Origin of the sequence: Vibrio variabilis (assembly GCF_003263785.1) — a bacterium.
GTDB classification, from domain to species: Bacteria; Pseudomonadota; Gammaproteobacteria; order Enterobacterales; family Vibrionaceae; genus Vibrio; species Vibrio variabilis.
In genome coordinates, this window is record NZ_JYJK01000073.1 from 235,560 (window position 1) to 254,147 (window position 18,588).

Below are 18,588 nucleotides of genomic sequence, written 5' to 3' on the forward strand. Positions count from 1 at the left end.
TGTCATTCTTGCCGTATTTTTAGATCGCGAGCGCGATAACAAGACCCGCACTCACTAAAGCCACCCCAAAAATACGCGTATTGAGCCACGGCTCTTTGAGAAACCACATCCCCATAAATACACCAAAGATGATACTGACTTGGCGAAGCGCGACCACATAGCTAACATTCTCAACCATCGTCATTGCAAACAATACAATGCCGTAAGTCAGCCCCATCATGACACCAGCGATAGATGACTGACGCTTGTATTTCCAAGTTAACGAAAGCTGTTCAAACTGCCGAGTGATAAGTAGCCATATCAAGAGTAACACTGCGATACCAGCCGTTTGTAATCCTAGGTAGAGGATAGCTATGTGGTGAGGAGTCAAAGCAGAGGTCTCGGTCATCAACCAGTTAACCCCTCTTTGTCGACAATTGATAGATGGTGGTACCAATAGCCGCCACAAACGCCCATAATACGCCAAGGTTGGCATAAGCACTCACCGTCAGTTGTCTAAAGGTTTTAATAGGCACCAGTAAACAACCCAACGTTAGAATCGCAAACCCTATCCAAGCACTGACTTCAAGCGATTGGCCAATGAACCAAGCACCAACGCCAACCATTAATACGGGCAGCGCACGCGCAATGGGATAGATAACACCAACGTCGCCCTGCTTATAGGCATTGAGAAGCCCCACCAAATAAATCACCTGCCAACAGCACTCAAACCAAGCAGTCCCCAAAAGTGAGCGGAAACGTTGCTGCTCCCGATTTGGACAAAACACCAAACCATAAACGGGGCAAGTAGTAAGCATTGAGAAAGCGCAGCACCTAAAGTAAAGGAGTAGCCAGAGCCGCTGTTTGATTTACCAAGAATATTCCAACCCGCGTGAAGGAGTGCGGAGAAAATGACGAGAAGTGCAGCGTAAAGAGTCAAAACAAAATCCATGTAGAAAAACAAAGCAGCATTAATACAATGCTGCTTGGTGTAGAGGCGTAGTACTAGTAGAAACTAGAGAGAAGAACTAACGTTCAAGCTGAGCGATAGACTCTATGCTGATGGCATCATGGCGCCAATACTCAATATCACAATCAATCAGCTCACCATGTTGATTGTAATTGATGCGCTCAACCATCATTGCTGGGGTGCCCGATGTCGCTCTTAATGCTTGAGCCACTTCGCCTAACAGTGAAGTTGTCGTCACGCGATACTTCACCTTGGCATAAACCACGCCGTATTTTTCACGATAAATATCTGTCAGCGACGCGCCAGCTAAATCAAGGTTGAGCAATTCAGGAAACTTCTCAGGCCTGATGAAGTTGGTGACAAAAACGACTGGACGCTCTTCTAGAAAACGCACCCTATCAACCCGATAAATATCAGAGAATGGCGGCAGTTCAAGCAGTTGCGCCGCTTGTTTGGTCGTTAGGATCCCTTTTGCCGACAGAAGCTCGGTACGCGGCTGCCTATTTTGAGCAATCGCCATATTGGTAAAGTTGAGTGTTTGCGTTGGGTCATAGCGCAGTGGCTCTGGTGAGATAAACCAGCCTCGGCGATCCTCGCGATAAATGCGCCCTTCTGCTTCAAGCAATGAAAGTGCCTCTCGCAAAGTGACACGGGTGGTGTCAAATGACTCTGCTAGCTTTCGCTCTGCAGGTAGCTTTTGTCTTGGAGACAGCATTCCTGACTCAATTTGCTCAACGATAGCGTCTTTAATTTTTACGTATTGCACTTGGCATCCTTATATCAATCGTCATTACCCACGATCCTACATTTCAATATTAGCGTTTACGCCAAGCTTGAGTCTTTGCTTCAAACAACTTTCCGACCAACATGTGCAGCAGTTTCGCAATAGCCGCGGAAAGCATAATCATCACCGCCATCGCTGCTGCGCTGCCCGTTTGGCCAGCATCATCCATGTTCAGTACTGCCACTGACGCTGGAATCGTATTGGTTGAATACAAGAATACTACTGCCGACGTCGTTGTTAAAGCGTTGATAAATAGATATATGGCAATGTCCAACACCGCCGGCAAACAACACGGCAATGACACTTTGAAAAACAGCTTATACTGGGGCAGTTTGACAGATGCAGCTGTGGCCTCAATCTCAGCCGGTAGCTGCTTAAGAGCGGTTAGCGCCGTCATATGTCCCACAGTGTAGTAATGCACTACGGTATTAATTACCAAGAACGCCATGGTGCCATAAAGCACGCCCAATGGGTTGTTGGCATCATTGAAGTAGAAAATGTAACCCAAGCCCAATACCAAACCCGGCACTGCCATCGGGATCACACTCATCATTTGCATCGCTTGGCGAATTGGCGCGAACGCACGACCTTTTTCAATGCAGTAAGCGCCGACAAAAATCACCACTGAGCCGATGATCGCAGTCCAAGTCGCCAGCTTCAATGAGTTAAAGTAAGGGCTCCAGCCATAGGTGCTCATTTCAGCAAAGTTATAGTTGTTTAGTGTTAGGCTTTGTTCCACGGCCAGAAAGTCACTAACGAGCCATACACCGCCATGCCCAATACTGCCAGCACAGCAAGAGACACCAGCAAACAGTATACAAAACATAGCGAATCACGGAACTTGTTCGGTGACGGCTGATAAGGCACCGAGCGCGTGTCGAGCATGCTCTTTTGCTTTTTCTGAACCCAGCGGTCTACGGCAAATGCAAGTACCGCGGGCAACAGCAGCAAAATACTCGTCACCGCACCCATAGAAAAGTTTTGCTGTCCGACGACCTGCTTAAAGATATCTGTCGCCAAGACACTGTAACTGCCACCGATCACTTTTGGCACACCAAAGTCGCACACCACCAGAGTAAATACCACGATGAGCGTGCTAATCACACCGTATTTCGCAGCGGGTAACGTCACCATGAAGAAGGTTTTGATTGGTGATGTTTTTAGTGCTCTCGCCGCTTCATACAAACGCGCGTCAGAGGTTCGCAGTGAGGTGGTTAAAATCATTAATGCATGGGGAAACGTCCAGAAGATCAAACCAAGGGAAACACCAATCAAACCATACACAGAATGTCCTTGCAGCAACTCCTTCGCGATGCCCTGATTACCAAATAAAAAGATCAAGCTGATAGCAGGTAGCAAAGAAGGTGCGAGGATTGGCGCGGTACCCATCAAATGAAATAGTCCTTTAAATGGCATGCAAGAGCGAGTCAAAGCAAACGCATAGCCGAATGCCAACACACCTACAACAACCGTCACAATAAGGCCTAAAGTCATGGTGTTGCTGAGTGAGAACCAAAGGCTGTCGGTGGCAAAGTAGTTGGCAAAGTTAGCGAGTCCAACAAACTCTCCTTCACTGTTTTGCAAACTCTTTTTCACCATCGCCCAAAGCGGCATAAGAATGAACAGCGCCATTCCAACAAACAGCACAGTTAACAGAGTGAAAAGCACCATGTTGTCTTTGCTCAGTTTCGCCGTCACATGCTGTGCAGTGAATGTTGCTGCTCGCTGTCTCATAGTCTGACTCGCATTTAATGTTGAAGTTATCTGCATCATCGGCCTCTACGCTGCAGCGCCCAGTGATGATTTGCTGCTGGCGTAACCTAACAGGCCATCTTCTGCAAACTCGATATAACGAATGTCGTTGCGGCGCAAATCAAGTTCGTTCACTCGCTTGATAGGCACATCGATGTAGATAGCGCTGAGGTCGGGGCATGCTGCATCTGAACTTCGACGCGATAAAACGCCCCTTGAAACTCTTTCGCCAATACTTTTACCGGAATGGCATTGGATGCTCGCTCAACAAAGCGCAGCCCTTCTGGTCGCACGGCGAGGTCAAAAATATCGCCTTGCTCGAGCGTCATATTGTCCAAGGTTGGCAGCGGCAACATGCTTTCCGCGATACGTAAACTGGTGGTCGATGCAACCGAGGCTTCTATGAAGTTCATGCTGCCAACAAAATCCGCCACGAAGCGAGTCGCGGGCTTTTCATACACCTCTTGCGGCGTACCTACTTGTTCAATGACGCCGTGGTTCATGACCACGATGCGATCGGCCATTGATAACGCTTCTTCTTGATCGTGAGTCACCATGATTGTGGTGATACCGAGCCTACGCTGCATCTGACAAATTTCTTCACGAAGATGAGTACGCACTTTCGCATCCAGAGCCGACAGAGGTTCATCCAACAATAACAGACCGGGAGACAACGCCAGTGCGCGCGCCAACGCTACACGCTGCTGCTGCCCGCCCGAGAGTTGATTTGGGTACTTGTTTCCAGACGTCGGTAGACCAATCATCTCTAGCCAGTGCTCGACTTTCTCCAGCGCTTCTTTGTTGGTCATACCCTGATTTTTAAGTCCAACCGCAATGTTTTCCTGCACCGTTAGATTTGGAAATAGCGCGTAAGATTGAAACACAATTCCGAAGTCGCGCTTTTCCGGTGGCAGAAAAGTAGTCTCTTGATCCGCTTGATGAATTTCACCGGAGGTTGGAAGATCCAATCCGGCGATAGCACGCAACAAAGTGGTTTTTCCGCAGCCCGATGGGCCAAGGAAGCAGACAAACTCGCCTTTATTGATGGCAAGCGAAATTTGTTTTAATGCCGTGAACTGACCGAACTGTTTCACCACATTTTTGATATTTAGATAAGGGTTGGATACTGTCATCGTCGTCTCTCCAATGGTATATACCAAATTTAAATCTGGTTTATTTCATCGGCATGACAGTTTTGTAGCAGGTAGATTGCAGTGCAGAATTTTTTGAACTGGTTTATTGGCTTTCATTAAAACGACAATGGGGCGATCTCTTGATCGCCCCATTAGAATTTACACAAGTCTATTAGGATTTCGGTTCAGACTTAGCATCAAACTTCTGAGACCAAGTTTTAAGAACCTCAGCTCGTTCTGCCCCCATCTTACCAAAGTCCATCTCGGCCATCGCCCCTTGAACTTCAGGGTAGTTGTTAACATTACCGGTTACCGCTTTATGAGCAACCACCGGGTAAGATTCAACATACAGCTCGTTTGCCGACTTAGACACAGACCAATCTACGACGCGCTTAGCCGCATCCGATTCTTTCACCAAACCAACGGCTTCTGACTCCCAGCCAATCCCTTTTGGCGTGATCACTGCAAGAGGCGCGCCTTGGTTAATCAGCTTAGCACCACGAACCGCCATAGAAATACCGATAGCGACCTCACCCATTCCTGCTTGGACGCATGGCTTAGAGCCTGAGTGCGTGTAATGTGCAATGTTTTTATCGAGATTTTTCATGTAGTTCCAAGCTTGGTCTTCACCCATGTTTTGGAGCCAAGCGGAGACTTGCATATAACCTGTACCTGAAGATGCCGGGTTTGGCATCGCGATATGACCTTGATATATCGGCTTGGTCAAATCTTCCCAAGATTGTGGTTTTGGAAGGTTAAGCTGCTTAGCCACGGCTTCGTTAAAACAGATAGCGTTAAAGAAAGCATCATTACCAAACCATGCTTGGTTTGACTGGGGATCATTCAGGCTCGGCTTCAGGTCTTCTAGTCCTTTCGGCGCATATGGCTTAAGCACACCCTCTTCTTTTAGCAATGCCATGGAAGAGCCAGCCAAACCCCAAACCACTTCAGCACGCGGGTTGTTTTTCTCCGCCAAAAGCTTCGCTGTCATGATACCCGTTGAGTCGCGAACCCATTTGATTTTCACGTCTGGGTTCTCTTTCTCGAATGCATTCTTGTATTTCGCAAGAATGTCCGTTTCGAAAGCGGTGTACACAGTGACTTCTGTTGCTGCTAATGCGTTAGTGGCTAATAGAGAAACCAGTGTAGCCAGTGTTCCCTTCATCAAACGGTTTTTCATTGTCGTCTCCAGTTAGATTTGGTCTGTACCAGTTGATACAAACCACCTTAATTTTGGTTTATGACGATTAAATGAACGAAAAGTGGCAGTTTTACTAAATTAAGTTGGATTGGACGGCTAATTAAAGCGGCTTTTCCTACGTGTGAAACTTTTATGAATATTGATTTTGATACTTTACGACGCGTATTTTCGATTGCTAGAGTAATCGCAACTTATTGGTATAGTCCAAACCGAGAATCAAGATGAAAAACGAATACTTGCTATTAACTCCGGGTCCGCTATCGACGACTGAAACCGTGCGCGAAGCATGTTAAAAGACTGGTGTACATGGGATGACGACTACAACAAAGATATTGTCGAGGTCATTCGCGCTAAACTGACTCAACTTGCCACGAAGCAAGCGGGCTACACCAGTGTATTAATGCAAGGCAGCGGCACCGCGTCAGTCGAGGCGACAATTGGTAGTACTATTACTTCAAAGGGCAAATTGCTGGTTGTCGACAATGGTGCCTACGGCGCTCGTATTGCGCAGATTGCTCACTACCTAAATATCGAAACCCGTGTCATTGCACCAGGCGAAGTCAGCAGACCAAACCTAGATGAGATTGCCAACATCCTAGAGCAAGACAGTGCCATTACGCATGTTGCGATTGTTCACTGCGAAACCACAACTGGCATGCTTAACCCTATTGAAGCGGTCATCAAACTAGCAAAGCAACATGACAAAACAGTGATCCTTGATGCGATGTCGAGTTTTGGTGGCATCCCAATGGATATTGGTGAGCTCGGTATCGACTTTATGATTAGCTCTGCCAACAAATGCATTCAGGGCGTTCCGGGCTTTGGATTTGTGGTTGCCAAGCAATCAGAACTAGAAAAATGCCAAGGCCAAGCGCGCTCACTCAGCCTAGACCTCTATGATCAATGGCACTGCATGGAAGTGAACCACGGCAAGTGGCGCTTCACCTCCCCTACTCATACTGTACGTGCTTTCTATCAAGCACTTATAGAACTTGAACAAGAGGGCGGCATTGAAGCGCGTTTCAATCGCTATCAAACCAACCAAAAAACATTGGTCGAAGGTATGCGCTCTTTGGGCTTCCGCACACTGTTAAACGATGATCTTCACTCCCCAATCATTACCTCGTTTTACTCACCTGAGCACAGTGACTACCAGTTCAAAGCGTTCTATGAACGCTTGAAAGAGCAGGGTTTTGTTATCTACCCCGGCAAAGTGTCCAATGCCGATTGCTTCCGAATTGGCAACATTGGTGACGTGCATCCAGCGGACATTAAGCGCTTAATCAGCGCCGTGAAAAACGCAATGTACTGGGAGCTAGCGTAATGGCAGACCAAGCAACGCACCTGCGCAGCGAGGGAGATGTGAACAACACTCCGGCGCGTGAAGAGTGGAATCAACAAATACAAGACGACGCGACCCAAGCACTGCTGAAACGCGATGCTGATGTCTTCTTGCATCAATCCATGTCAACGCCCTGCCTAGACTCACTAGAAGCGGCGGAAGGGATTTATATCCAAGATACACGTGGAAAGCGCTACATGGACTTTCATGGCAACAATGTCCATCAACTTGGTTATGCCACCCACATGTCATCAAACGTGTAACGGAGCAGATGCATTCGCTGCCCTTCTCGCCGCGCCGTTTTACCAACGAAACAGCGGTCAAATGTGCAGAAAAGCTTACCGAGATCTGCGGTGGAGAACTCAACCGAGTGCTGTTTGCGCCCGGTGGCACCTCTGTGGTTGGAATGGCGCTCAAGCTGGCACGCTATATCACCGGCAATTACAAAGTCGTGTCTTTGTGGGACTCATTTCATGGTGCATCACTTGATGCGATTTCAGTCGGTGGTGAAGCGTGTTTTCGTGAGGGCATGGGGCCACTCATGGCCGGTGTCGAACGCATTCCACCAGCAGTATCATATCGAGGTGCCTTCCCTTCACAAGACGGAACCGATGTTCACTACGCTGACTATCTCGAATACGTGATTGAAAAAGAAGGCGGCATCGGCGCGTTTATCGCAGAAGGCGTTCGTAATACCGACGTGCAGGTACCCAGTAAGGCGTATTGGAAACGTATCCGCGAAATTTGCGACAAACACAATGTGCTGCTCATTATTGACGATATTCCAAATGGCATGGGACGTAGTGGCGAATGGTTTACCTATCAGGCGTTTGACATTGAACCCGACATTCTTTGTATCGGCAAAGGATTTGGCGGCGGTTTGGTTCCTATCGCTGCGATGGTTACTAAAGACAAATACAACACGGCTGCGGAAATCTCTCTAGGTCACTACACGCATGAGAAAAGCGCCCTTGGATGCGCAGCGGCGCTTGCCACCATGGAAGCGATTGAGCAAGAACAGCTACTAGAAAAGACACGCAGAGACAGTGAATTTGTTAAAGCGCGTCTACTTCAAATGAAGCAGCAATACCCAATTATTGGCGATGTTCGTGGCATTGGTCTTTTGTGGGGAGTGGAACTTGTGAAAAATCACATCACCAAAGACAGAGCCTACGACGAAGCCGAGCAAGTTCTCTATCAATGTTTAAATCAAGGTCTGAGCTTTAAGGTGTCGCAAGGCAACGTCATTCAGCTTAGCCCTCCGCTGATTATTACCCGTGACGAGCTAACCAAAGCACTCGACATCTTCGAGCAAGCTATTGCTCACGTATCGAACATAAAAAATTAACTATTAAGGAATGACATCATGTCTCACTCATCACCGATTCAAGCCGTTATCTTCGACTGGGCTGGCACCATTGTTGACTTTGGTTCGTTCGCCCCGACTAGTATTTTTGTCGAAGCATTTAAGCAAGGCTTTGACTTAGAGATTTCTCTAGACGAAGCTCGCGAACCTATGGGCATTGGTAAATGGGATCACATTAAAGCAGTAGGCCAAATTCCAGCCGTAAAAGCACGTTGGGCAGCCCAATTTGGCCAAGAAATGCAAGACAGCGACGTTGATGCCATCTACGCTGCTTTCATGCCTCTTCAAAAAGCCAAAGTCGCGGATCACGCCGAGCCAATTCTTAACGCAGTAGAAGTTGTGAACGACCTAAAAGCCAAAGGCATCAAGATCGGCTCTTGCTCTGGCTACCCACGTCAAGTGATGGATGTATTGATTCCAGTGGCTGCAGATTATGGCTATAAACCAGACTATGTCGTCGCAACGGATGACTTGCCGCAAGGCGGCCGCCCTGCTGCATTTATGGCACTGAAAAATGTTATCGAGTTGGGCGCAACTAACGTCGGTGCTTGCGTAAAAGTGGATGATGCTGCACCCGGTATCGAAGAAGGCCACAATGCGGGCATGTGGACTGTGGGTCTGCTTCTTTCTGGCAACGAGGCTGGCCTTACCTTTGACCAATACCAAGCCGCTGATGAAGCAACGCTAACAGCAGCTCGCGAACGTGCACGCATCAAGCTTGGCAAGGCTTCACCTCATTATCTAGTGGATACGATTGCCGACCTTCCTGATGTGATTGCCGATATTGAGAAGCGTATTTTGGCTGGTGAACGTCCGTAGTTTCAAGCTCATTCTAAAACGCAAAAGCTCACGACTAGTTCGTGAGCTTTTTTGTTAAACTTTGGTATTTTAATGACAAAAATAACAACTGCGCTAGTTAAAGAATATACAAAAAATCAGCCACACCAAATGTAGATTTAATGACAAGGTTAAAACTAATTCTAGCTAACAACTCGATAAGCTTCACATATTATAAAGTTCCATAATAAGCAGCATACACTCTAACTAGTAGTATTGGTAATTTAGTAAACATTTAACTGAGACTTCTACTTATGATTTAACAATCTAGTTAGAGAATAAGTTTATTATTTTTTTCAGCGCAATTACCACTCCAATTTTAATGATACTACACGATTAAAATTATTTAGCTGAAAGCTCATGTACGGCTAGCGCATCAAGCCAAAAAGGAACTTAAAATGAATATCACCATTATTGCTGGTAGCCAAAGGCCAAACTCTCAAAGCCTCAATGTGGCTAACTACCTCGCAACACTCGCTGACCAACACTTTGAACAGGTCAATGTTCTCGACCTGCATCAATTAAACTTACCTTTTTGGAATGAGGGGTGTGGCAAGGTAGCGAAGAATGGGCGCCATTCGAGCCCATTAGACAGCAGCTAAACCAGTCGGATGCCTTTATTTTTATCACGCCAGAGTGGCATGGTATGGCAACGCCTTCACTAAAGAATTTTTTGATGTTGACTACCGACGACGAGTTGGCACACAAAGCGGCGTTACTGGTAAGCGTCTCTGCTGGCATCAATGGCGTATACCCCATCAGCGAACTGCGTATGACTGGTAATAAAAACAATCACGTCTGTTTTTTGCCAGACCATCTTATCTTTAGAAACTGCGAACAAATATTGACTGCAGATCACCAATGTACAGACAAAAAACAACATGCTCGAAGCGAATATACACTCAAGTTACTTGCAGCCTATGCCAATGCTTTAGCCCCCGTACACCGAGACATGGTAAGTGCCGGTAAACCATTTCAATACGGAATGTAATTAATCACTGACTTTCAACCAGATGAAGCGTAATCGCAAGGAGAAATGGATGAAGTATAGAGTAAAACAAAAAAATGAAGACTTTAGGGTATGCGAAGTTATTAATTTAGATATTGCCGATAGCCCTACTAACTATCGACTTTTTTGTTTAGTGAAAAGTGGCATTTCAACATTTAACGCTATAGATATAATAAGCCAAGAATTTAACCTAGAGGAAGGTCAAATTGGCGTAGCCGGTTTAAAAGATGAGGAAGGAGTCACGCAGCAATATCTCACCATTGAAAGTCAGAAAGTCCCTAATAAATTTAAGGACAAAGATAGTGACTTCTGGCTTGAGTTATACCAAATTGGTTTCTCTAATAATAAAATCACTGTAGGCTCTAACCTTGGTAACGCATTTAAAATTGTCTTAAGAGGACTTGACGAAGAGGCTCAAAATGCCCTTACAAGTATTAATGAAACCCAGATTAGAATCCCGAATTACTATGACAGCCAACGTTTCGGCTTGCCTGATCAACCCGCGCTGACACATCTGATCGGACAACACTATCTGGAAGGTAACCTCGACAAGTGCCTAGAATTCGCGCGTGAATCGGGCGTGCTAGCAAATAGAGAGGTCACTGTAGAAAACCTAGATTCTGTAATACCTATGCGCGAACGGGCTTTTTGGCTTTGTTCTCATGGCTCGTACATGTGGAATAAGAAGCTCAGTGAACTCATACGAGCAGAAGGCTTTGCTACCGCCTCTATCCGCATCGCAGACAACTGTTATTTTGCTCCAAACCAAGATGAGTTCGCCGCGCATAAGCTTCCGAATAAATTAGCCATAGACAAGTGGCGCGCAATCGATGGTGAAATTAAGAAACTTTCTGCAACAAGGGACTGCTTTATTTATTGCCATTTTAAGTCCAAACCTCTCGACTCTGAGAGCTGTGAGTTGCAGTTCACATTGCCAACCGGCAGCTATGCAACGATGGCAATAAAAGGCATTCTAGGTGTTTAGTAGGCTTTAGCTTGGCACGGTCATCCTGTCAGCAAAACTAGTTCAAATGATGACCCTGTAAACAATTCTGTGTAACTCGTCTTTAAGAGTTGCGGTAGCCGCTCTCTTGGCTATCGCACTTTCCGCTCAAACCATTCACTTTTCATCAGTTTGGCTTGACCTGGGCCAGTTTAAGGTAAGAGTGCAGTTCACCGTTCTTATGCTCAACCGCAGAGTGAATATTGACATTTGCATTGCCCACGACGCCAAAGGAATAGCGATTTTCCCCTTTGATGATTTCTACATACAAAATGCCATCAGCTAAGAACCACGTCCCCTTAGTTTCAAAGCGATCGAACAATCGGTACTCATGTAACGTGCCATCTGCATGAAACACCACTTCGGTGATATATCCCTCGGTGCATGTTTTGATCCAATGCGTGTCTGCTGCATCAATAGGAACAAGCTCTCGTTTACGGTTCTGCCATTCCTGAAACATAATAGGATCCACGGAATCCATTATCATTTGAGTTGGTAGTACTAGCTTTTTACCGCTTGATTCTCTGATATATAGTTGGCTTAAAAGTTGAGCTTTGTTCATATAGGTTCCTTTCATCGGCCATGAATTAACACCAAAACTGAGGTGAATCATGCCATCCATTTGTGTTTTACAAACTCGCTTAACTGCTCAAAAAGGTGGAGCGCATCGTTAGGGTTTATTGGATTACCCGTCGCAACATCATAAATTTTTCGAAACTCTTCAATATGACTCGGGTGATGTCGGATACAGGCCTCAAAACATTGTTCCAAATTTATGTACCAACTAAGGTCATGTTCAGCGACAAAATAGTAGCAGTTCGCAATAACTTCTTGCCGATAACTTTTTCAATGCCCTGTTCTTTACCACTTAGTAGTTTGGGTATCATCTGTTCGGTGAACTTAAATAGGTCACCATTGAGCGCCATTGCAATATTATAACTTGGCTTTTGTGATTCAAACCCTTTCGACAGGTCATTACCCCAAATACAACAGCAACAGTGCTTAAGCCAAAACTGCCATCGGTAGTACTCATCGGCCTGCAATACCTCATCCACATGACCTATATCCAGGTCGATCTTACTTACCTGTGTGTAACGCCTAGGAAAATCATCAGCCATACCCCTGAAAACCTGACGCTGTACGTTGTTTTGAGGGTGTTTGAGAACCACGGATAGATCGAGATCAGACTTGCAAAGAACGGCATTGCCGCGACCAATACTCCCGTAAAGATAAATCCCATCTATTTGATCAGGAAATTTCGTTGTCAGCTCATTAACTGCGGCATCTACAACAATCTTAAATTCATCTTGAATATTTAAAGGCGAATAGACATTACGTATGTAGCCATGCTCGTCCAATCCATTGTCGAGTTGAATCATAGATTGTCCTTACCCTATAAAGGCTTCTTCAAACTCAATGTCACAAGATCATCGCTGTCGTACAAGACCTCAGATGACGGCTCCATACCCAGTTTTTTTAAGATCTTCAGAGACGGAACATTGGCCTTTACAGCAACGCCAAACACTTCATCTAGATAGTTGGTCAACACAAAGTCAATGGCCGCCTTTGCTGCCTCAAACGCGTAACCTCTGCCCTGATACTCGGGAAGCAAACCATAACGCACATCGTGATCTAGAGAGTCTAACAATTGCTCTACGCCTGCATAACCAATCAGTACTTGGGGCTGCGCTTTCAACGTGATAGTAAAAGTCCCAAAGCCCTTTTCCCAGTGCGCTAATTTTTCGGTTACGTAATTGGCAATATAGTCCGACGAATAAGGCTCGCCACCGGGTAAGTATTTAACGATATCCGGATCTTGGAATAGCACACGATAAAGCTGTAGATCATCTTGTAGTGTGGGTCGGAGTACTAATCTTTCTGTTTCAATCATATTCATTACCACGACACTTGATGCCAACTAAGGGGAGTGGGTACGTTTTCTGATTAGGTATATTGCAAAGCAACAACCACTATTTCAAGTGATATTAGAGAGTGAGGCTGTCATCACCGACGTTTTGTCATATTGGCGTGATCTGAATTGATTTTGGCACGATCAGATGTCTCATGGCGCTATTTGATTACCTATACTCATCCCATCAAATCACAACTTATACCTACAACATCACTCGGAGATCGGCATCATGGCAAATACAGCACTCATCACTGGCGCATCAAGTGGCATTGGATTGGAGTTTGCGAAAATTCACGCGCAAAAAGGCGGCGACATGGTGTTGGTAGCACGCTCAGCCGACAAATTAGAAGCCCTAAAACAAGAGTTAGAGAATCAGTTCAAGATCAAGGTAACCGTCCTTCCTGCTGATCTATCAAAAGCGGATTCCGCGGCAAAAATCTTTGAACAAACCGAAGCGCAAGGACTTAAAATCGACACGCTAATCAATAACGCTGGTTTTGGTGGTCACGGATTATTCCATGAGCGCGAGCTTGTTGATGAGCAAGCTATGATGCAAGTTAACATGCTAACGCTGACTGATCTTACTCACTTCTACTTGAAAGGCATGGTTGAGCGCAATCAAGGACGTATTTTAAACGTTTCTTCTACCGCATCGTTTATGCCCGGCCCCTTGCAAGCCGTTTACTACGCAACTAAGGCCTATGTTACTTCCTTTAGTCAGGCCATTGCCGAAGAAGTTAAAGACAACAACATCACCGTTACAGCACTGTGTCCGGGCGCGGTTGCTACAGGGTTTGTCGAGGCAGCCAATCTTGAAGGTGTTGAGATCTTCGATAAAGCGAAGTCGCCGAAATCAGTCGCAGAATGCGGCTACCAAGCGATGGAGAAAGGTGATTTGGTTGCCTTTAATGAATCAAGCCTCAAATTTATGCTCAACTGGATCGTCCCGTTGTTACCGCGAAGAATGGTGCTCAAGCTCTCTCGTCAAGCGATGGAGAAAAACGGATAATTGCCACCCTATATTGCACCAAGCCGATACTATGATTTGGAGATAGACGTACCACTATGAAACGAGCGAATAAATTTGTTATTCCACCGAACTGGAAGCTTCTGTTTCAAGATTTGGGTTTGAGTATCGAAGAGGTTCTTGCATGCGCTGAGCTGCCAAGCGGGTTATTCCGTCAACAAAAGATACAGCTTTCTCCTGCACAGTATTTCCAGCTTTGGCATGGTATTGATATCGCGGCGCAAGGTCGCGATATGCCGCTAGAATTTGCTAATGTGATGAGTCTTGAGTTTTTTGACGTCCCTATCTATGCCGCCATTTGCACCCCTAACCTCAATTCAGCAGCAAAGCGTTTACAAGAGTACAAACCTCTCATTGGTCCGATGATATTGGATATTGAGCAAACGCACGATTTTACCGAGCTTGGCATCCGATGTTATGGACATGAAGCGCCGTTGCCCCTGTGTTTAAACCTTTCTGAACTGATTTTCTTTACTCAGTTGGCTCGACTAGCAACGCGCAAAACCGTCACGCCGACGCGAGTTGAACTACCAAAATTGCCGAAACATCCGAAGAAGTATGAAGCCTACTTTGGTTGTCCTTTGACTTTGGGCTCAGAGACTAAAGTGAGATTTTCAGCGGCAGATGCGACCCTGCCATTTCTCACTCACAATCAAACTATGCTGAACTGTTTTGAAGGAGAATTACAAAAACAGCTAGAGCGCGCTACAAGTACATCAAGCCCTGAGAATACCGATATCACAGCGCAAGTTACGCAGGTACTCATCAATGCACTGCCCCAAGGGCAAAGCAGCATAGACTACGTCAGCGGACAGCTTGCGATGAGCAAGCGTACATTGCAGCGAAAACTGTCAGAACAAGAACAAAGCTATCAAGAGCTACTGCAAGAAGTGAGGCAGAGCTTGGCTCACGATTATCTCACTAAGTCCCAACTACCGATCAGTGAGATCGCGTTCTTGCTGGGCTTTCAGGAAAGTAATTCATTTATCCGCGCCCACACATCTTGGCACGGGTTGTCGCCACACCAGCAACGGGAGCAACATCTATAGTCTGACATTAGATCATCTACCATATCAATGAAACACCATCTACAAATCACTATCTGCGCTGCGCCTAAAAACTCACCCAAATAGCAGCGCTTTTATCAAAAATATCGCCCAGATTTGCAGCACCAGATACTCCAGCTTTATCCATAGTTCCATAACGTTTCCAATCCTTTGGTGTTCCTCACTCCAAGTTATCAAGTGAACTTTGTCGATAACAGTGAGGATTTTTCAAGATACCTCTAATTAGTTGAACATGAGTAATAAAGGTTGGCTAGGTGATAAGTAGGGCTAATGAGACTAGTAAACAAAGGTGATTAGTCGGGAAAACAACACGCTTCTACAATGCCGCTCGTCCAACAAGGAGTGATTAATACAGCTAGGACGCTGTGATTTATACCCAACAAGAGCACATTAACATGAAAAAAACACTCATCATCGCCGCTATCTCTACGCTTTCATTTGGCGCCGTTGCCAATACGGATTTTCAGGGTCATCGAGTAGGCGCAGGTATTTCTGGTGTGACACTGAGCGAAGGCGGAGTCGACTTAAAACTCGATTCAGGCTTTAAGCTCGAATACGGTTACGACATCAACCACATTTTCGGTGTTAACGCTTCTTACAGTATGAACAGCAAAAGCGCATTTGATATCGACTACGATTTCAATACGTTCAAAATCGATACGGATATTGGCTATACGTTCGACGTTGGCCAGCTTTGGCTAAAACCCTATGGCGCAATCGGCCTTGCTTTTGCCAATGAGAAAATTTCCGATCGCCGTGATAGCTTCTCTGCCAGCGATACCAGCTTAATGATCGGTATGGGCGTGAGAGCGCAAACCCAAATGGGCATCTACGCAGATCTTCGTTATGACATGAGCGGTTACGACAATGTTGATACCGATTCACTGTCATTTACCGTAGGCTACCGCTTCTAGCACATTCATAGTTAGTTACTATTTTCTTCCAGAGCCAACAAGTGATTTGTTGGCTCTATGACATTCCTCAAACGCACTATGCTAAGGTTCGCGACAATGTCAAAAACAAGAGTGAGCACCTTGGCTAAAAATCGATTCAACAATCTCGACCTCAATCTACTTCGCGTGTTTAAAATTCTGCTTGAAGAGAAAAACATGCGTAAAGCCGCTGAGCGTTTGTTTGTATCACAGCCCGCCGTTAGCCAATCTTTACAAAAGCTGCGACATCATTTTGATGATTTACTGTTCGTCAAAGTAAAAACCGGACTTGAGCCAACCACGTTTTCCGAGCAACTTGCCCGAGATCTATTACCGCTACTTCATCAGCTTGAAAGCGTGGTCAATTCTAGCAGCGAATTCGATCCCGCAGAGCTTGATGGAGAAGTCACCATCGCATTGTCATCTCAGTTCGTATTTTCAGTCTCAGGAGAGATATATCGCTACTTCTCTAACACTGCACCTAACTTAACGGTACACATCACCTCTTGGAATGAGCACACCATTGAAGGAATAGAAAAGGGAGATATTCTGCTTGGCGTGAATGCACCAATCACAGAAAGCTTGCCTTTTTTGGTTGAGCAACAACTGACGCAGCTTACTGCCAAGCTCTTGGTCAGACATGATCACCCCATAGCAAGTCAGCCCATTACGGCAGAAAATCTCAGCCCTTACCCACTCGCTCGCCTCTTAGTTAGCGACTACAGCAAACTTACCAGTCCTACCGTTGAGGCCTTTAAGCGCCTGGGATTTGAGCTTGAGGTGGGGTTTGCTTCCGAATTCCCATTGGTGCTCATCGATGTGCTGCGACACTCTGATATGTTTATGGGGATAAACGACAGCTTCCCTATTCAAGACTATCCTGATCTGGCGATGCTTGAACCGGACATACACGTTCCTGAAGCACACTACCCAGCGAATGGATACTTTCACTCTCGGCACGTCAATAGCGACATGATGAACTGGTTTACCCGCTCTCTAGCCGATATTTTTGAGCGCAGTAAACAACATTAAAAGAGAGTGGCACAGTGTAAACACTCGCTCATTTTCCGATCAACTTCACACCCCGGCCATCTTCTCTATATTTTACCTTTCATTAATATAACCAAGGTGGACAGCAGCGAAACGCATTGATTAACCTATACATTGCAGTTAGTTGTATAGGAATTAATGATGCGCTCTTCGAAAATACTAATTAAAGCATCAATGTTAAGTGCTATGGCTCTCGTTTTAGGCTGTAGCGAGCAAAATGAAACGGACATCACCGCTGTCGAGCCATTGACGGTCTCCACGACCTATGTCGAACTCAGCCCATCGTATCAAGTAAAGCGCGAATACGTGGGAATCGTCAAAGCCGGCCAACAAGCTCAGCTTGGCTTTGAACTCCCAGGAAAAGTTGAAGCCATTTTGGTCGATGTCGGTGACAGCGTCGCTAAAGGTACCGCGCTAATTCAGCTCAATACCGATCTTCTGAAAACGGAACTTGGTCAACTTAACGCCCAAGACAAAGAAGTGCGTGCGCAATTAAAACTCGTCAATGCCAACCTCAAACGCCAACAATCACTAAAATCCAAAGGGTTTAGTGCGGATGCAGAAATCGATGCACTCACCAGCGAAAAGGGCGTCCTACAAGCGAATCTCGTCCGTTTGCAAGCGGCAATTCGCGCTAATAAATTGCGCATCGAGAAATCGACTATTCTGGCTCCGTACGCGGGACGTATCTCAGAGCGTTACGTCTCATTAGGTGACGTTGTCAATGTGGGTACCCCGACATTTGTACTGCTTGCAACACAAGGGAAAGAGGCATTTATCGGCATCCCTGCCAAGCAGCTAAAGCGCGTTACCGCTCTCACTTCTCCTATCATCCGAGTCGATGATAACGACTATGCCGCTACACTGCTCAATCCGGGTGCGATGGTCGACACCCAATCTCGAAGCGTTGGGCTTAGATATCAACTCCCGGAAAACCCAGACCTACTAGAAGGTCAACTGGCCTACCTTTCCTTTGATGAAACGGTGCAAGACAGCGGTTACTGGGTTCCCCTCACTGCGCTTATCGATGGACTCCGTGGCGTCTGGAACGTGTACGTGGTCGGAGAGGACAATAAAGTTGAAAGACGCAGCGTCAATGTGCTTTATGCTGATGGTCAGCGCGCTTTTGTATCCGGAGCAGTTGAAGATGGCGAAGCCATCATCGCCAGTGGCTTACATCGTGTCGTACCTGGGCAACCTGTTCAAGTTGCGCAGCAATAAGGA

General features: G+C 46.0%; 12 protein-coding genes and 6 pseudogenes. 10 read left to right on the forward strand and 8 right to left on the reverse strand.

All coding sequences use genetic code 11. The features are described from left to right. Positions 1 to 19 precede the first annotated feature (19 nt). From TZ48_RS12005 to TZ48_RS12025, 5 genes and pseudogenes are all read right to left on the reverse strand, one after another. A pseudogene (locus TZ48_RS12005) lies at positions 20 to 919 on the reverse strand (EamA family transporter). Positions 920 to 1,007: 88 nt separating this feature from the next. After that, complete coding sequence (gene phnR, locus TZ48_RS12010; RefSeq protein ID WP_112479314.1) at positions 1,008 to 1,715, reverse strand: phosphonate utilization transcriptional regulator PhnR; 708 nt, start codon at positions 1,713 to 1,715, stop codon at positions 1,008 to 1,010. Positions 1,716 to 1,764: 49 nt separating this feature from the next. Continuing rightward, a pseudogene (locus TZ48_RS12015) lies at positions 1,765 to 3,467 on the reverse strand (putative 2-aminoethylphosphonate ABC transporter permease subunit). Positions 3,468 to 3,512: 45 nt separating this feature from the next. Then, positions 3,513 to 4,618, reverse strand: a pseudogene (locus TZ48_RS12020) (putative 2-aminoethylphosphonate ABC transporter ATP-binding protein). 172 nt (positions 4,619 to 4,790) lie between these two features. Next, positions 4,791 to 5,798 carry a putative 2-aminoethylphosphonate ABC transporter substrate-binding protein gene (locus TZ48_RS12025; RefSeq protein WP_112479315.1) on the reverse strand — a complete coding sequence of 336 codons (1,008 nt, stop codon included), beginning with the start codon at positions 5,796 to 5,798 and terminating at the stop codon, positions 4,791 to 4,793. Positions 5,799 to 6,040: 242 nt separating this feature from the next. Between TZ48_RS12025 and phnW the strand changes: the two are divergent. From phnW to truD, 5 genes and pseudogenes are all read left to right on the forward strand, one after another. After that, positions 6,041 to 7,143, forward strand: a pseudogene (gene phnW / locus TZ48_RS12030) (2-aminoethylphosphonate--pyruvate transaminase). After that, a pseudogene (locus TZ48_RS12035) lies at positions 7,143 to 8,509 on the forward strand (aspartate aminotransferase family protein). The pseudogenes phnW and TZ48_RS12035 overlap by 1 nt, the downstream one beginning before the upstream one ends. 18 nt (positions 8,510 to 8,527) lie before the next feature. Beyond that, the gene (phnX, locus tag TZ48_RS12040) at positions 8,528 to 9,346 is read left to right on the forward strand and encodes a phosphonoacetaldehyde hydrolase (RefSeq protein WP_112479316.1); all 819 of its coding nucleotides are present in this window, start codon (positions 8,528 to 8,530) and stop codon (positions 9,344 to 9,346) included. Between the two features lie 416 nt (positions 9,347 to 9,762). Then, positions 9,763 to 10,355, forward strand: a pseudogene (locus tag TZ48_RS12045) (NADPH-dependent FMN reductase). Between the two features lie 49 nt (positions 10,356 to 10,404). Continuing rightward, positions 10,405 to 11,358, forward strand: coding sequence for a tRNA pseudouridine(13) synthase TruD (gene truD / locus TZ48_RS12050; RefSeq protein WP_162674559.1), 954 nt, complete (start codon positions 10,405 to 10,407; stop codon positions 11,356 to 11,358). Positions 11,359 to 11,503: 145 nt separating this feature from the next. Here the strand turns inward: truD and TZ48_RS12055 are convergent, their stop codons facing one another. The 3 genes from TZ48_RS12055 to TZ48_RS12065 all read right to left on the reverse strand — a co-directional run bounded on the left by TZ48_RS12055 (position 11,504) and on the right by TZ48_RS12065 (position 13,267). Beyond that, entirely contained in the window at positions 11,504 to 11,938 is a 435-nt protein-coding gene (locus TZ48_RS12055) for a hypothetical protein (protein WP_112479362.1), read from the reverse strand. A 211-nt stretch (positions 11,939 to 12,149) separates the two neighbouring features. After that, positions 12,150 to 12,755 (reverse strand): nucleotidyltransferase domain-containing protein, encoded by a 606-nt coding sequence (locus TZ48_RS12060; RefSeq protein ID WP_239670815.1) that lies wholly within the window; start codon positions 12,753 to 12,755, stop codon positions 12,150 to 12,152. Between the two features lie 14 nt (positions 12,756 to 12,769). After that, a complete protein-coding gene (locus TZ48_RS12065; protein WP_112479318.1) occupies positions 12,770 to 13,267 on the reverse strand; it encodes a GNAT family N-acetyltransferase in 498 nt (165 codons plus the stop codon). Positions 13,268 to 13,517: 250 nt separating this feature from the next. On the opposite strand from TZ48_RS12065, the gene TZ48_RS12070 reads away from it, so the two are divergent. From TZ48_RS12070 to TZ48_RS12090, 5 genes are all read left to right on the forward strand, one after another. Then, positions 13,518 to 14,297: an SDR family NAD(P)-dependent oxidoreductase gene (locus TZ48_RS12070; protein WP_112479320.1), complete on the forward strand. Its 780-nt coding sequence runs from the start codon at positions 13,518 to 13,520 to the stop codon at positions 14,295 to 14,297. Between the two features lie 56 nt (positions 14,298 to 14,353). Further along, complete coding sequence (locus TZ48_RS12075; protein WP_112479321.1) at positions 14,354 to 15,364, forward strand: AraC family transcriptional regulator; 1,011 nt, start codon at positions 14,354 to 14,356, stop codon at positions 15,362 to 15,364. Positions 15,365 to 15,777: 413 nt separating this feature from the next. After that, complete coding sequence (locus TZ48_RS12080) at positions 15,778 to 16,296, forward strand: porin family protein (RefSeq protein WP_162674560.1); 519 nt, start codon at positions 15,778 to 15,780, stop codon at positions 16,294 to 16,296. Between the two features lie 96 nt (positions 16,297 to 16,392). Further along, on the forward strand, positions 16,393 to 17,346 hold the full coding sequence (locus TZ48_RS12085; RefSeq protein WP_162674561.1) for a LysR family transcriptional regulator: 954 nt from the start codon (positions 16,393 to 16,395) through the stop codon (positions 17,344 to 17,346). 156 nt (positions 17,347 to 17,502) lie between these two features. Then, entirely contained in the window at positions 17,503 to 18,585 is a 1,083-nt protein-coding gene (locus TZ48_RS12090) for an efflux RND transporter periplasmic adaptor subunit (RefSeq protein WP_112479324.1), read from the forward strand. Positions 18,586 to 18,588 lie beyond the last annotated feature (3 nt).

Excerpts from the sequence above, each read along its gene's own strand:
- TZ48_RS12025 (WP_112479315.1), bottom strand. The coding sequence starts at position 5,798 with ATGAAAAACCGTTTGATGAAGGGAACACTGGCTACACTGGTTTCTCTA.
- phnX (WP_112479316.1), top strand. The coding sequence starts at position 8,528 with ATGTCTCACTCATCACCGATTCAAGCCGTTATCTTCGACTGGGCTGGC.
- truD (WP_162674559.1), top strand. The coding sequence starts at position 10,405 with ATGAAGTATAGAGTAAAACAAAAAAATGAAGACTTTAGGGTATGCGAA.
- TZ48_RS12055 (WP_112479362.1), bottom strand. The coding sequence starts at position 11,938 with ATGAACAAAGCTCAACTTTTAAGCCAACTATATATCAGAGAATCAAGC.
- TZ48_RS12060 (WP_239670815.1), bottom strand. The coding sequence starts at position 12,755 with ATGATTCAACTCGACAATGGATTGGACGAGCATGGCTACATACGTAAT.
- TZ48_RS12065 (WP_112479318.1), bottom strand. The coding sequence starts at position 13,267 with ATGATTGAAACAGAAAGATTAGTACTCCGACCCACACTACAAGATGAT.
- TZ48_RS12070 (WP_112479320.1), top strand. The coding sequence starts at position 13,518 with ATGGCAAATACAGCACTCATCACTGGCGCATCAAGTGGCATTGGATTG.
- TZ48_RS12075 (WP_112479321.1), top strand. The coding sequence starts at position 14,354 with ATGAAACGAGCGAATAAATTTGTTATTCCACCGAACTGGAAGCTTCTG.
- TZ48_RS12080 (WP_162674560.1), top strand. The coding sequence starts at position 15,778 with ATGAAAAAAACACTCATCATCGCCGCTATCTCTACGCTTTCATTTGGC.
- TZ48_RS12085 (WP_162674561.1), top strand. The coding sequence starts at position 16,393 with ATGTCAAAAACAAGAGTGAGCACCTTGGCTAAAAATCGATTCAACAAT.
- TZ48_RS12090 (WP_112479324.1), top strand. The coding sequence starts at position 17,503 with ATGATGCGCTCTTCGAAAATACTAATTAAAGCATCAATGTTAAGTGCT.